Source organism: Bordetella genomosp. 13 (assembly GCF_002119665.1).
Taxonomy (GTDB): Bacteria; Pseudomonadota; Gammaproteobacteria; order Burkholderiales; family Burkholderiaceae_B; genus Bordetella.
This window is the reverse complement of sequence record NZ_CP021111.1, coordinates 3160332-3173916: the sequence shown is the minus strand read 5'-3', so window position 1 is coordinate 3173916 and position 13585 is coordinate 3160332. Positions and strand designations below refer to the sequence as shown.

The window sequence follows — 13585 nt, the reverse complement described above, 5'->3', positions numbered from 1 at the left end:
CGCGCGCAGGCGGCCAGCCGAGCACGAGAGTCCGCAGTCATGGCCGCGGCGGTTCAAGGACTCCGACCTGTGCCAGCGACAGAAAACGACGTCACATCGTATCGCCGGGGTGCCTCCCGCTTCGTCTATCCTTACGGGTTGCTATCGATACCATTCGGGTTCGACATGACTGTTGTCGCCAAGCCGTGATCCGCTTTCTCCATACCGCCGACTGGCAGATCGGCCGCCAGTACGGCCAGTTCGAACAGGAAGATGCCGCCGTGCTGGCCGAGGCGCGCTTCGATGTCGTGGCGCGCATCGCCGAGCTCGCCGCTCGGCAGAGCGTGGGCGCCGTGCTGGTGGCGGGTGACGTCTTCGATACGCAGGCCGTGTCCGATCGCACCATCCGGCGGTTGTTCGGGGCGATGCAGGCTTATGGCGGGCCGTGGGTCATGATCGCCGGCAATCACGATGCCATGCTGGCCGACAGCGTGTGGACGCGCGCCCGGCAACTCGATTGCATCGGGCCCAACGTGCGCGTGGCGTCGCAGTGCGGCGTCATTGAACTGCCCGAGGCCGGGCTGGCCGTGCTGGCCGCGCCGCTCACGCAGCGGCATACGTATGACGACGTCACGCAGCCTTTCGACGACCTCGACACGCCGCCGGGGCTGGCGCGCGTGGGCCTGGCGCACGGCAGTGTGCAGGGTCGCCTGCCGGGCGATGCCGATGCCGCCAACCCCATTGCCGCGGACCGTGCGGCGCGGGCGCGGCTGGACTATCTGGCGCTGGGCGACTGGCACGGCTGCCTGTCGGTGGACGCGCGCACCTGGTATGCGGGCACGCCCGAGCAGGACCGCTTTCGCGGCAACGCGCCTGGCTACGTATTGGATGTGAGCATCGCCGCGCCGGGCGCCGAGCCCGAGGTGCGGCAGGTGCAGACGGGCCGCTACCGCTGGTCGCTGTGGACCGAACGGCTGGCGCTGGACAGCGATGCCGAGGCGCTGGCGCGGCGCCTGGACGAGGTGCAGGCCGATGCGGTGCTGCGCCTGGTGCTCGAAGGCGAGACCACGCTGGCGGCCTGGGAGCAGCTGCAGCAGGCGATCGGCCGCGCCGCGGCGCGCGCCAGGGCTCTGCTGTGCGACAGCACCGCCCTCAGCCTCGAGCCCCAGGCGGCCGACCTAGCGGCCCTGCAGGCGGGCGGCTATGTGGCCGACGTGGCGGCCCGGCTGCAGGCCATGCAGCACGACGCGGCGCAGGCCGACGTGGCGCGCGAGGCCCTGCGCCAATTGCTGCGCCTGCAGCGCGAGACCGGCGCGGGGGCGGCATGAAGATCGACCGCATCGCGCTCGAGTCCTTTCGCCGCTTTCGCGAACCCGTCTTCCTCGAAGGACTGGACGAGGGCCTGAACATCGTCGCGGGCCCCAACGAGGCGGGCAAGAGCACGTATGCCGCCGCCATACGCGCGGCCTTCCTGGAACGGTACAAGACCGGCACGGTCAGCGACTTCGCGCCCTGGGGCATGGCCGGCGCGCGCCCTGGCGTGGAACTGGCCTTCAGCCACGGCGGACATGACTATGTGCTGCGCAAGCACTTCCTGGTGCGCCAGCGCTGCGAACTGGTGATCGACGGCGGCGCACAGCGCCTCGAGGGCGAAGAGGCCGAGAACGCGCTGGCCGCGCTGCTGGGATTCGAGTATTCCAATCGCGGCCAGAGCAAGCCCGAGCATGCCGGCGTGCCGGGGCTGCTGTGGATATCGCAGGGGCAGGGCCAGGACCTGCTGGAGCCTGCCGCGCATGCCGCCGTGCATCTGCGCGAGGCGCTGACTCGACTGACCGGCGAACTGGCTGCCGGCGACGGCGACCGGCTGTTCGAGCGGGTGGCCGATGAACGCGCCGCGCTGCTGGACGCGCGCAGCGGCAAGCCCAAGGGCGCCTGGCGGGAGGCCGAGGACGCGCATGCGCGCGCGGCGCAACGCTGCGTCGAACTGGAGCAGGCCAAGTCCCAGCTGGATGCCGACGTGGACCGGCTGGATCGCCTGCGTGCCGAACACGCGCGTGCGCAGCGCGAGGCGCCGTGGGCAGAACTGGACGCCCGCGCCGCGCAGGCGCGCGAGCGCCTGGCATCGATCGCCCGAGAGCGCGATGCGCTGGCCGGCTTGCGTCGCGAACAGGAGCAGGCCGCCGGTACGCTGGCGCTGCTGCAGGAGCAGGCCGCGCGCGACCAGCGCGACGCGCAGGCGCTCGCCGCGCTGGAGGCGCAGGTCACCGAGGCCGATACGGCGGCGCGCCAGGCGGCGGAAGCGGCGGCGCGCCTGCGCGAGACGTCGCAGGCGCATGCCGGGAAGGTCGAGACGGCCCGCGCGGACAAGGCTCGCGCCCAGGCCGCGGCGTCGCGCCGCGATCTGGACGAACAGCATGCGCAGCTCGAGCGCGAGCGCGCCCGGCTTCATGAAGCATGGACGCAGGCGGACCGGCTGGCCCGGCGGGCGCAGGCGCTGCAGGCCGAACGGGTGCGCGACGAAACCGATCCCGCCGAATTGCGCCGCCTGCGTACGCTGGAACAGACCCTTGCGACGCTGCGCGCGCAGCAGCAAGCCGTGGCCACCCGGCTGCGCCACCGGCTGGAACCCGGCATCCGGGCCGAACTGAACGGCGCGGCGCTGGCGGACGAAGGCGAAACCCTGCTGACCCATGCGGCCGAACTGCGCATCGCCGGCGTGGGCGTCTTGCGCATCGAACCGGGCGGCAAGGACCTGCCGGCCCTGATGGCCGAATTGACCGCGCGCCAGTCCGAGCGCGAGGCCTGTCTGGCCAGGCTGGGTGTGGCGGATCTGGACGAAGCCGAGGCGAGAGCGCGCCGCCACGAACGCAGCGGCCATGACCTCGACGCCCTGAACCGCGAGCTGGCGATCCACGCGCCGAAAGGGCGCGAAGCCCTGCGCGCCGCCCTGGACGAAACCACGCTGCGCCTGCAACGCCTGGCCGAGCGCCGCGCGGCGCTGCCCGCCGACACCGCACGGACCACCGTGGCCGACGACCAGGCCCAGGCCGAGGCGGACCACGGCGAGTCCGGCGCCGATACCCCATCCGGTGCCGCGGCGGCCGATGCCGCGCCCGCCGATGCGGCCTCGGCCGCCGCGGCCCTGGCCCGGGCCAGCCAGCTACTGGACGAGGCCGAGGCGGCCGCGCGCCAGGCCGATGCGGCATTGGCCTCGGCCCAGGCCACGCTTCAAGCCCGCCAAGCCCAGGCCAGGCTGCTGCAGTCCCAGCTCGACGCGCTGCGCGCCGAAGCTGCCGACCCCGCGCGCCTCGCCCAGCGCCAGGCGCGCGATGCCCGCCTGGCCGACGCGCAGCAGGCGCGCGACGCGCTGCGCCTGCGGGTGGAGCAGGCCGGCGAGGCGCTGGCACGGCAGCAGCCCGAACTGGTCGAGCAGGACCTCAAGCGCTTCGAACGCTCGGCCGCGTTCGAGCGCGAGGCCCAGCAGGCCCGCCACACCGAGTTGCTGCAGTTGCAGGGCAAGCTGGAGCAGGCCGGTGCGCAGGGCCTGGGCGAGAAGCTGGCGGAAGTCCGTGCCGATGCCGAGCGGCTGTCGCGCCGCCGCGCCGAGTTCGCCCGTCGTGCCGAGGCCCTCGACCTGTTGTGGCGCCTGCTGGGCGAACATCGCGCCGCCGCCACCCAGCGGCTGCTCGAGCCGCTGGCTCGCCGCCTGGGGTACTACCTGGGCCTGTTGATGCCGGGCGCCCAGCTGCGGCTGGACGAGGCCCTGTTGCCCGCCGCCCTGCGGCGGGGCGCCGACGAGGACCCGCTGGCCTCCCTGAGCTTCGGCACGCGCGAGCAGCTCGGCGTGCTGGCCAGGCTGGCGTATGCCGATTTGCTGCGCGAGGCCGGGCGGCCGACCCTGCTCATCCTCGACGATGCGCTGGTGCACGCCGACGACGGCCGGCGCGACCTGATGAAGCGGGCGCTTTTCGACGCGGCGTCGCGTCATCAGGTCCTGCTGTTCACCTGCCATCCCGAACACTGGAAGGACATGGGCGTGGCCATCCGGCGGTTACCCTAGTCCCGCGAACGTGTCGGCATCGTGCACGGAACGGGGCAGAATGCACAAGCTTCATGCATGAATAGAAATAATCTGATATTTTCCGGGTGATACCCCCGGAGTCCCATGCTGCTAGCTCTGATCCTCGCGTTGCCGTTTGCCGGCAGCCTATGTGCCGCAATGCTGCCCGCCAACGCCCGCAATGCCGAGTCCTGGCTGGCCGGCATCACGGCGCTCAGCTGTACTGTCCTTACCGCCGTGTTGTACCCGCGCGTCGCCGCCGGCGAGGTCATCCGCCTGGACCTGCCTTGGGCGCCCGCGCTGGGGCTGCATTTCACCCTGCGGATGGATGGCTTCGCATGGCTCTTCGCGTTCATCGTCGCCGCGATGGGCACGCTGGTGGTGCTGTATGCGCGCTACTACATGTCGCCGAAAGATCCGGTGCCGCGCTTCTTCTCCTTCTTTCTCGCCTTCATGGCGGCCATGCTGGGGCTGGTGCTGTCCGGCAACCTGATCCAGCTGGTGCTGTTCTGGGAAATGACGAGCCTGGCGTCGTTCATGCTGATCGCCTACTGGCACCATCGGCAGGACGCCCGGCGCGGCGCCCGCATGGCGCTCACGGTCACCGCCGCGGGCGGGCTGTGCCTGCTGGCGGGCGTGCTCATCCTCGGCTATATCGCCGGCAGCTACGACCTGGACGTGGTGCTGCAGTCCGGCGCGCAGGTGCGGGCCGACGCCTGGTACCCCGCCGTGCTGGGCCTGATCGCGCTGGGCGCCCTGACCAAGAGCGCGCAGTTCCCGTTCCAGTTCTGGCTGCCCAATGCCATGGCCGCGCCCACGCCGGTGTCGGCCTACCTGCATTCGGCCACCATGGTGAAGGCCGGCGTGTTCCTGCTGGCGCGTTTCTGGCCGGTGCTGTCCGGCACCGACGAGTGGTTCTGGATCATCGGCGGAGCGGGCCTGTGTTCGCTGGTGCTGGGCGCGTACGCCGCGATCTTCCAGCGCGACATGAAAGGCGTGCTCGCCTATTCCACCATCAGCCACCTGGGCCTGATCACGCTGCTGCTGGGCCTGAACAGCTCGCTGGGACTGGTGGCGGCCATCTTCCACATGGTCAACCACGCCACCTTCAAGGCCTCGCTGTTCATGGCGGCCGGCATCGTGGACCATGAAACCGGCACGCGCGACGTCACGCGGCTCAGCGGCCTGTACCGCGCCATGCCGATCACCGCCACGCTGGCCATGGTGGCCGCGGCCTCGATGGCCGGCGTGCCGCTGCTCAATGGCTTCATCTCGAAAGAGATGTTCTTCGCCGAAACCACCTTCATCAGCGGCGATTCCATCATGCAGGTCGGCTTGCCGCTGCTTGCCACGCTGGCCGGCGCCTTCAGCGTGGCCTATTCGCTGCGCTTCATCCTGCAGGTCTTCTTCGGGCCGCCGCCGTCCGAAGACCTGCCGCGCGCGCCGCACGAGCCGCCGCGCTGGATGCTGCTGCCCAGCGCGCTGCTGGTGTTCGTTTGCCTGGTGGTGGGAGTGCTGCCGGCCGTCACGCTGGGCCCCATCCTGGATCTCGCCGCGCGCAGCGTGCTGGGCAGCGACATGCCTCAGTACGACCTGGCCGTCTGGCACGGCTTCAACCTGCCGCTCATCATGAGCCTGGTGGCGCTCGGTGTCGGCATCGTGCTGTATCTGGCGCTGCGCGCGCACCAGCGGCGGCATCCGGGGCGAGTGCCCTTCATCTACCGCCTCGACGGCCTGCGTACGTTCGAGTGGCTACTGGAGAACTCGAGCGTGGGATCGGCCTGGCTGCTGCGCTACGTCTCGTCGACCCGCCTGCAGGTCCAGATGCTGCTGATCGTGGTGGGCACACTGCTGGTGGCCTGGCTGCCGCTGCACGACGGGGGGTGGCTGGATGGCGGCATGTCCCTGTCGCCGCCGGACCCGGCATTCCTGGGCCTATGGGTCGTGGGCGGCGCGTGCGCGCTCGGCGCGGCCTACCAGGCCAAGTACCATCGCCTGGCCTCGCTCACGCTGGCGGGCGCCGCCGGGCTGTCGGTGTGCCTGACCTTCGTCTGGTTCTCGGCGCCCGACCTGGCGCTGACGCAGCTGGCCGTCGAAGTGGCCACCGCGGTACTGCTGCTGCTGGGCCTGCGCTGGCTGCCGCGCCGTGTCCAGGACGTCGATCCCGAGGCCGGGCGCGACAGCCGCGCGCGGCTGCGCCGCGTGCGCGACCTGGTGCTGGCGGTGCTGGCCGGCACGGGCATGACCGCGCTGACCTATGCGGTGCTGACGCGCCCCATCGGCGACACCATCTCGGCCTTCTTCGTGCGCCAGGCGCTGCCCGAGGGCGGCGGCACCAACGTGGTCAACGTCATCCTGGTCGACTTCCGCGGCTTCGACACGCTGGGCGAGATCACCGTGCTGGGCATCGTCGCGCTGACGGTGTACGCGCTCCTGCGCCGTTTCCGGCCCGCGCCGGAAAGCATAGACATGCCGCTCCAGCAGCGTTCCGATCCGGACGGAAAGCCGATCGACAAGCTGCCCGATCCGCGCCGTCCCATTCCCGACGGCTTCATGATGGTGCCCGCCGTGCTGGGCCGCCTGCTGCTGCCGATCGCGGGCCTCGTGTCCATCTACCTGCTGCTGCGCGGCCACAACGAGCCGGGCGGCGGCTTCGTCGGCGGACTGGTGATGGCCACCGCGATCATCCTGCAGTACATGGTGGGCGGCGTGCACTGGGTCGAGACCCGCAGCCGTCTCAATCCGCAATACTGGCTCGCTTTCGGCCTGTTGTCGGCGGGCGGCGCGGCGGTGGTGGCCTGGGCCGCCGGCCGGCCCTTCCTGTCGGCCCTCGCCGCCGATCTTGCCCTGCCTCTCATCGGCCACGTGCACCTGTCCACCGTGCTGGTGTTCGACCTGGGCGTGTACATGCTGGTGGTGGGCAGCACGGTGCTGGTGCTGGTGGCGCTGGCGCACCAATCGCTGCGCGCGCAGCGCAAGGCGGCGGCCGATGCCCAGGCCGCCGCGCAACCCGCAACGCAGGGGCATGCCTGATGAAACGATTGCCAAGCTCACTGTACTTCCCGCGACACGCATGGGCGTCCGTTTCCCGCGCGCGACGGGCCGGAGGCTGACATGGAGATGATCTATGCCATCGCCGTCGGCGTGCTCGCGGCCTCGGGAGTCTGGCTGGTGCTGCGGCCCCGCACGTTCCAGGTCATCATGGGCCTGACGCTGCTGTCGTACGCCGTCAACCTGTTCATCTTCGGCATGGGCCGGCTGACCGTCGGCCGTCCGCCCGTGATCGATGCGGCCGCGCCCGCCGACCCGGCCGCGCTGGCCGATCCCATGCCGCAGGCGCTGGTCCTGACGGCCATCGTCATCGGCTTCGCCACCACCGCGCTGTTCCTGGTGGTGCTGCTGGCCTCGCGGGGCCTGACCGGCACCGACCACGTCGATGGACGGGAGCCCCGATCTTGATGTCCGCGTTGTTGAATCACCTGCCCATCCTGCCCGTTGCCATACCCTTGCTGGCGGGCGCGGCCATGCTGCTGATGCCCGAAGGGCGGCGCGGCCTGCGCGGCTTCGTCGGCGTGACGGCCGCGCTTCTGCAGCTGGCCACGGCCATCGCGCTGCTGGCGGCCTGCGGCGGCATCCTGCCGATCTGGCCCACCGGCATCGGCGTGTATCTGCTGGGCGACTGGCCCGCGCCCTTCGGCATCGTCGTGGTGGTCGACCGGCTGGCCGCCGTCATGCTGGCGCTGACTTCGGTGCTGGGCCTGGCCTCGCTGATCTACTCGCTGCCGCGCTGGGAACGCTCCGGCGTGCATTTCCATCCGCTGTTCCAGTTCCTGCTGATGGGCCTGAACGGCGCGTTCCTCACCGGCGACCTGTTCAACCTGTTCGTGTTCTTCGAGGTGCTGCTGGCCGCGTCGTACGGCCTGATGCTGCACGGCTCCGGCACGGCCAGGGTAGGGGCGGGGCTGCACTACATCGCGGTCAACCTGGTGGCCTCGTTCCTGCTGCTCATCAGCATCGCGCTCATCTACGGAGTCACCGGCACGCTCAACCTGGCCGACCTGGCGGTGCGGGCGGGATCGCTGGTGGACGGCGACCGACGCCTGTTCGAGGCCGGCGCCGCCATCCTGGGCGTGGCCTTCCTGGTGAAGGCGGGCGCCTGGCCCCTGAATTTCTGGCTGGTGCGCGGTTATGGCGCGGCGGCCGCGCCCGTCGGCGCCGTGTTTTGCATCATGACCAAGATCGGCATCTATGCGGTGCTGCGCATAGGCTCGCTGCTGCTGCCCACCGGCGCGCCGGCGGCCTTCAGCCTGGACTGGATGTACGCCGCGGGCCTGGCCACGCTGCTGTTCGGCGCCATCGGGCTGCTGGCCACGCAACAGCTGGGCCAGCTGGCAGGCTACTGCGTGATCGTATCGGCCGGCACCCTGCTGACCGCGCTGGGCATGCCGGGCGTGACGCTGACCGGTCCGGCGCTGTTCTACCTGATCAGCTCGGTGCTGGCCACCGGCGCCATGTTCATGCTGGCCGAACTCATCGAGCGCACGCAGTCGTTCGGCGCGAACGTGCTGGCCGTCACCATGGACGCGTTCCATCTCGATGACCCGATGTCCGAGAACCGTTCCGACGACGTGGTGGGCGTGGCGATTCCCGCAGCCATGGCGTTCCTCGGATTGGGCTTCGTGTCCTGCGCGCTGCTCGTCATCGGCCTGCCGCCGCTGTCGGGCTTCGTCGCCAAGCTGTCGCTGCTGTCGGCCGCCGTGTCCGCAGCCAACGACCAGGTGCGCCACATGGACGCATGGATCCTCGTCGCGGCCGTGCTGGTGTCGGGCCTGGCCGGCATCATCACGTTCGGTCGCGCCGGCATCCGCATCTTCTGGAGCGCCGACGACCGCACCACGCCGCGCCTGCGCTGGAGCGAGGCAGGGCCGGTGGGCGTGCTGATCCTGTTGTGCGTCGCGCTGTCGGCCGGGGCCGGGCCCGTGTCCGCCTATCTGGACGCGGCCGCGCAGTCGCTGGACCAGCCTTCCGCCTATATCGACGCGGTGATGGGCGAACCCGTGGTGCGTCCGCTGGGCGCGGGAGGGCACTGATGCGCCGCGCCTACCTGATACTGCTGCCGCTGTTCCTGCTGGGCCTGTGGCTGTTGCTGAACCGTTCCGTGTCGCCCGGCCACATCGCATTGGGCGCCGCGTTGGCCATATGGCTGTCGTGGGGTTCGACGCGGCTGCGCCCGCTGCGCGCCAAGCCGCACCGCCTGTGGCTGCTGGCGGGGCTGGCGGCTCGTCTGCTCGTGGACGTCACCCGGTCCAACCTGGCGGTGGCGAGGCTGGTCTGGCGGCCGGGCCGCGACCTGAGCCCGGGCTTCATGACCATCCCGCTGAAGCTGCGCGATCCGCATGCGCTGGCGGTGCTGGCATGCTGCCTGACCTATACGCCCGGCACGGTCGTGGTCGACATCAAGCGTGGCGAAAGCGTGACGCTGCACGTGCTCGACCTGCAGAACGAAGAGGCCTGGGTGTCTTTCGTCCAGGACCGCTACGAGCGTACCCTGCTGGAGGTATTCCAATGAACACTTTGCTTGTACTGGCGGCGTGGTTCGCGCTGGTGTGTTTCGTGCTGGGCATGGCGTGCGCCGCGCTGCGCATGCTGCGCGGACCCGCCGCGCAGGACCGCGTCCTGGCGCTGGACGCCTTCTACATCAACGGCATGCTGGCCATGCTGGCGCTGGGCGTGCGCTCGGGCACCGAGGTGTACTTCGACGTGGCCCTGCTGATCGGGCTGTTCGGCTTCGTGGGCTCGACCGCCATGGCCAAGTTCCTGCTGCGCGGCGAGGTGATCGAACCATGATGAACGACATTCCGATGTGGGCGGCCGTGCCGGCCGCGATCCTGCTGGTGCTGTCAGGCGTGCTGGCACTTACCGGCTCGATAGGGCTGCTGCGCTTTCGCACTTTCTACATGCGCATCCACGCGCCCACGCTGGGGTCGACGCTTGGGCTGGGCTGCATGCTGGGCGCGTCGGTGCTGGTGTTCTCGGCGCAAGCGGGGCGCCCGATCTTCCACGAGATCGCCATCGCGCTGCTGCTGATGCTGACGTCGCCCATCACGGCAATGCTGCTGATGCGCGCGGCGGCTTATCGCGCGCGGCGTCGCCAGGCAGGCGCGCTGGAGCAGACCGAGCCGCCGCGCAACTGAAGCGCCGCCAGGCCATGGTTTACCCTTTAGCGGAGCTTGTAACATTTCCAGGCGGAGGTTGTCCGCGTAATCCCTTACCGTAGTGTTCAAGTGGTGGCGACATCCCGTGCCGCCGCGCGTTTTTCAGGAGGGAACCATGCAGACTTCCGCAATCTCGCGTCTTACCTCGCTGTGCGGTGCCCTGGCACTGGGCGCCGCCCTGCTGCCGGCCGCGTCGATGGCCCAGTCGGCCGCCAAGTCCGCCCAGGAGCAATACAGGCTCGACGTACAGCGCTGCAATGCCGGCCAGACCAACCAGGACCGCCGCACCTGCCTGCAGGAAGCCGGCGCCGCACTCGAAGAGTCGCGCCGCAACCGTCTCGACGACAAGCAGCAGGGCCGCTACGACCAGAATGCCCTGAACCGCTGTTCGGCACTGCCCGCCGCGCAGCAGCAGGATTGCATGACGCAGATGCAATCGCCGACCCGCGTGCACGGCAGCGTGATGGGCGGCGGCGTGCTGCGCGAGACCATCATCCAGGTGCCGGCCGGTACGCCGGGCTCCACTCCGTCGTCGGGCTATGCGCCCGCTCCGGCCGCGGCGCCCGGCTCGGGCTACGCCCCGGCTCCGGCCCCGGCCTCGGGTTATGCCCCCCCGCCGAACCCCGGCTATGCTCCCGCCCAGCCCCCGGGCGTGGTGCCTGCTCCGGGTGGCGGCCTGACCCCCGCGCCGGCGGTGCGCTAAGCAGAAAGCCTCACGCAGCCATCTCGCAAGGCCGGGCGCATGCCCGGCTTTTTCATGGGCGCTCCATGCGCGGCGGCCCGTCGCGGCGATCGCGGACCAAGCGTGACGTCGCAAAAACGTTACCAATTTTGGTGGGCGACGCCGATCAGGCAAAATGGCGGCTGTTTCCCGAATCCGCTTCCCGCCATGTCCGACGTCATCGCACTGATCTTCGATTTCGACGATACGCTGGCTCCGGACAGCACCACCGGCTTTCTGGACAGCATTGGTGTCGACACCAAGGCCTTCTGGAAAGAGTCGGTGGACCCGCTGCTGCTGCAGCAGGACTGGGATCCGGTGCCTGCCTATCTGTACCGCATGATCGAGCTGTCGCGCGGCGGCGCGCACGGGCCCATCACGCAGGAACGCCTGCGCCAATGGGGCGCCAGCCTGCCGCTGCACGACGGCGTCACCACGCTGTTCCAGCGCCTGCGCGACGCGGTGCGAGCCGATCATCCCAAGATCCAGCTCGAGTTCTACCTGATCTCCAGCGGCATCGGCGACGTGGTGCGCGCCACGCCCATCGCCAAAGAGTTCACCGAGATCTGGGCGTCGGAATTCATCTATGACGACGACGGCGGCATCAGCTTTCCCCGCCGCATCGTCAGCTACACCGACAAGACGCGCTACCTGTTCCACATCCAGAAGGGCATCATCGGCCGCGAGTACCGCGGCAAGCCGTTCGAAGTGAATCGCAAGATTCCCGAAGACCGTCTGCGCGTGCCGTTCGACCAGATGGTGTTCGTCGGCGACGGCTATACCGACATCCCATGCTTCTCGCTGATACGCCGCGCTGGCGGCTTCGCGTTCGGGGTCTGGGACCCGCGCCACAAGGACAAGCGCAGCCGGGCATGGGGCTTCATCGAGGAAGGCCGCGTGTCCAACCTGAACCAGGCGCGCTACGACGAGAATGCCGAGCTCTATCAATGGCTGGAAGAGGCCGTCACGAGTCAGGCCAGCCGCATCGCCCTGAAATCGCGTGTTTACCGTGGCTAGGAGAGCGCAATGACCGCAGGCATGGACGTGACGACGGACCCGGCGGCCGAGGCCGCGCTGGCCCGGGCCGAGTTCGACGAACGCATGATGAACCTGGCCCTGGAGCAGGCGCTGACGGCGGCGGGCGCCGGCGAGGTGCCGGTGGGCGCGGTGGTGGTGGATGCGGCCGGCAATGTGCTGGGCGCCGGCTACAACCGCACCATCACCGACAGCGATCCCACGGCCCATGCCGAGATCGTCGCGCTGCGCCAGGCGGCCGCGCGCATGGGCAATTACCGCCTGCCGGGCCTGAGCCTGTACGTCACGCTCGAACCCTGCGTGATGTGCGTGGGCGCGATGCTGCATGCCCGGCTCACGCGCATCGTGTACGGCGCACCCGATCCCAAGACCGGCGCGTGCGGCAGCGTGCTCGACGTGGGCGCCATCGCCCAGCTGAATCACCAGACAGACATCCACGGCAATGTGCTGGCCGAACCATGCGGCAGCATCCTGCGCGGATTCTTCCGCGAACGACGTCGCAAGGACACCAGCGTATGAGCAAGAAGAAAGCGGGCAAGAACGCCGGCGCCAGCCACGATTGCGGCGAGCATTGCGGACACGAGCATGCCGATCATGGCCAGGCGCAACAAGCGCACGATCATGAGCACGCGCATCACACGCACCACACGCCCGACGCGAGCGGCATCTACATCGTCTCGCCGTCCTCCGCCGTGCAGGATCCGGCCTCCATCGAGCTGGCCTGCCAGCGCCTGGCCGCCGAGGGTTTCAAGACGCGCGTGGACCGCGGCGCGCTGTCGGTGCACCAGCGCTTCGCCGGCACCGACAAACAGCGCCTGGCCGGCCTGGACCGCGCCATCCGGCAGAAGCATCCCATCGTGCTGGCCGCTCGCGGCGGCTACGGCCTGGGCCGCCTGCTGCCGGCCATAGACTGGAAGGCCATGGCCGACAGCGGCAAGCGGTTCGTAGGCATGAGCGACTTCACCGCGTTCAACCTGGCGCTGCTGGCCCGCACCGGCGCCGTAAGCTACAGCGGCGCCAGCGCCGTGGCCGACTTCGGCTGCGCCGAGGCCGACGAACTGACCACCGCGCTGTTCGGCGAGATCATGCGCGGCGAACTCGAGATTCTCAGCTTCGAGACCGCCGATGCCGATCCGGTGGATTGCCGCGGCGTCCTGTGGGGCGGCAACCTGGCGGTCTTGTGCTCATTGATCGGCACGCCTTATTTCCCCAAGGTGCGCGGCATTCTGTTCCTGGAAGACGTGGCCGAGCACCCCTACCGCATCGAGCGCATGCTGATCCAGCTGTGGCAAGCCGGCGTGCTGCAGAAGCAGAAGGCCATCGTGCTGGGGCATTTCTCCAACTACCGCTTGGCTCCCCACGATGCGGGCTTCGATCTGCCCGAGGTGGTGAAGTGGCTGCGCCGCACGGTGAAGGTGCCGGTGATCACCGGCCTGCCATACGGCCACGTGCCCACCAAGGCCACGCTGCCCGTCGGGCAGAAGGTGGGGATCGCCACCGAGAAGGGCATGGCGCACCTGGTCATCGACGAGCATGTGCACTGAACGCGGCGCGTCGGCGACGCCGTCGCCTTCG

Annotated in this window: 12 protein-coding genes; all 12 read left to right on the top strand. The window is 69.8% G+C overall.

The features are described from left to right. Positions 1 to 185: 185 nt before the first annotated feature. The 12 genes from CAL15_RS14215 to CAL15_RS14160 all read left to right on the top strand — a co-directional run bounded on the left by CAL15_RS14215 (position 186) and on the right by CAL15_RS14160 (position 13554). Positions 186 to 1307, top strand: a complete 1122-nt coding sequence (locus CAL15_RS14215; RefSeq protein WP_086079198.1) for a metallophosphoesterase family protein — start codon at positions 186 to 188, stop codon at positions 1305 to 1307. Continuing rightward, the gene (locus CAL15_RS14210; protein WP_086079197.1) at positions 1304 to 4039 is read left to right on the top strand and encodes an AAA family ATPase; all 2736 of its coding nucleotides are present in this window, start codon (positions 1304 to 1306) and stop codon (positions 4037 to 4039) included. Before CAL15_RS14215 ends, CAL15_RS14210 begins: the two co-directional genes overlap by 4 nt. Before the next feature lie 105 nt (positions 4040 to 4144). After that, complete coding sequence (locus CAL15_RS14205) at positions 4145 to 7072, top strand: monovalent cation/H+ antiporter subunit A (protein WP_086079196.1); 2928 nt, start codon at positions 4145 to 4147, stop codon at positions 7070 to 7072. 81 nt (positions 7073 to 7153) lie between these two features. Next, complete coding sequence (locus CAL15_RS14200) at positions 7154 to 7498, top strand: Na+/H+ antiporter subunit C (protein WP_086079195.1); 345 nt, start codon at positions 7154 to 7156, stop codon at positions 7496 to 7498. Then, positions 7498 to 9129, top strand: a complete 1632-nt coding sequence (locus CAL15_RS14195; protein WP_086079194.1) for a monovalent cation/H+ antiporter subunit D — start codon at positions 7498 to 7500, stop codon at positions 9127 to 9129. Before CAL15_RS14200 ends, CAL15_RS14195 begins: the two co-directional genes overlap by 1 nt. Continuing rightward, a complete protein-coding gene (locus CAL15_RS14190) occupies positions 9126 to 9608 on the top strand; it encodes a Na+/H+ antiporter subunit E (protein ID WP_198299257.1) in 483 nt (160 codons plus the stop codon). Before CAL15_RS14195 ends, CAL15_RS14190 begins: the two co-directional genes overlap by 4 nt. Beyond that, the gene (locus tag CAL15_RS14185) at positions 9605 to 9886 is read left to right on the top strand and encodes a K+/H+ antiporter subunit F (RefSeq protein WP_086079192.1); all 282 of its coding nucleotides are present in this window, start codon (positions 9605 to 9607) and stop codon (positions 9884 to 9886) included. The genes CAL15_RS14190 and CAL15_RS14185 overlap by 4 nt, the downstream gene beginning before the upstream one ends. After that, entirely contained in the window at positions 9883 to 10233 is a 351-nt protein-coding gene (gene mnhG, locus CAL15_RS14180; protein ID WP_086079191.1) for a monovalent cation/H(+) antiporter subunit G, read from the top strand. The genes CAL15_RS14185 and mnhG overlap by 4 nt, the downstream gene beginning before the upstream one ends. A gap of 136 nt (positions 10234 to 10369) precedes the next feature. Then, the gene (locus CAL15_RS14175) at positions 10370 to 10957 is read left to right on the top strand and encodes a hypothetical protein (protein ID WP_086079190.1); all 588 of its coding nucleotides are present in this window, start codon (positions 10370 to 10372) and stop codon (positions 10955 to 10957) included. Positions 10958 to 11143: 186 nt separating this feature from the next. Then, positions 11144 to 11992, top strand: coding sequence for a haloacid dehalogenase-like hydrolase (locus tag CAL15_RS14170; RefSeq protein WP_086079189.1), 849 nt, complete (start codon positions 11144 to 11146; stop codon positions 11990 to 11992). Positions 11993 to 12079: 87 nt separating this feature from the next. Continuing rightward, positions 12080 to 12529 carry a tRNA adenosine(34) deaminase TadA gene (gene tadA, locus CAL15_RS14165; protein ID WP_232468234.1) on the top strand — a complete coding sequence of 150 codons (450 nt, stop codon included), beginning with the start codon at positions 12080 to 12082 and terminating at the stop codon, positions 12527 to 12529. Continuing rightward, a complete protein-coding gene (locus tag CAL15_RS14160) occupies positions 12526 to 13554 on the top strand; it encodes an LD-carboxypeptidase (RefSeq protein ID WP_086079188.1) in 1029 nt (342 codons plus the stop codon). The genes tadA and CAL15_RS14160 overlap by 4 nt, the downstream gene beginning before the upstream one ends. The last annotated feature ends 31 nt before the right edge of the window (positions 13555 to 13585 follow it).

What these genes read in the sequence shown, in the direction of transcription:
- CAL15_RS14195 (WP_086079194.1), top strand. Translation starts at nt 7,498, where the DNA reads ATGTCCGCGTTGTTGAATCACCTGCCCATCCTGCCCGTTGCCATACCC.
- CAL15_RS14185 (WP_086079192.1), top strand. Translation starts at nt 9,605, where the DNA reads ATGAACACTTTGCTTGTACTGGCGGCGTGGTTCGCGCTGGTGTGTTTC.
- CAL15_RS14175 (WP_086079190.1), top strand. Translation starts at nt 10,370, where the DNA reads ATGCAGACTTCCGCAATCTCGCGTCTTACCTCGCTGTGCGGTGCCCTG.
- CAL15_RS14170 (WP_086079189.1), top strand. Translation starts at nt 11,144, where the DNA reads ATGTCCGACGTCATCGCACTGATCTTCGATTTCGACGATACGCTGGCT.
- CAL15_RS14205 (WP_086079196.1), top strand. Translation starts at nt 4,145, where the DNA reads ATGCTGCTAGCTCTGATCCTCGCGTTGCCGTTTGCCGGCAGCCTATGT.
- CAL15_RS14210 (WP_086079197.1), top strand. Translation starts at nt 1,304, where the DNA reads ATGAAGATCGACCGCATCGCGCTCGAGTCCTTTCGCCGCTTTCGCGAA.
- CAL15_RS14200 (WP_086079195.1), top strand. Translation starts at nt 7,154, where the DNA reads ATGGAGATGATCTATGCCATCGCCGTCGGCGTGCTCGCGGCCTCGGGA.
- CAL15_RS14160 (WP_086079188.1), top strand. Translation starts at nt 12,526, where the DNA reads ATGAGCAAGAAGAAAGCGGGCAAGAACGCCGGCGCCAGCCACGATTGC.
- mnhG (WP_086079191.1), top strand. Translation starts at nt 9,883, where the DNA reads ATGATGAACGACATTCCGATGTGGGCGGCCGTGCCGGCCGCGATCCTG.
- tadA (WP_232468234.1), top strand. Translation starts at nt 12,080, where the DNA reads ATGAACCTGGCCCTGGAGCAGGCGCTGACGGCGGCGGGCGCCGGCGAG.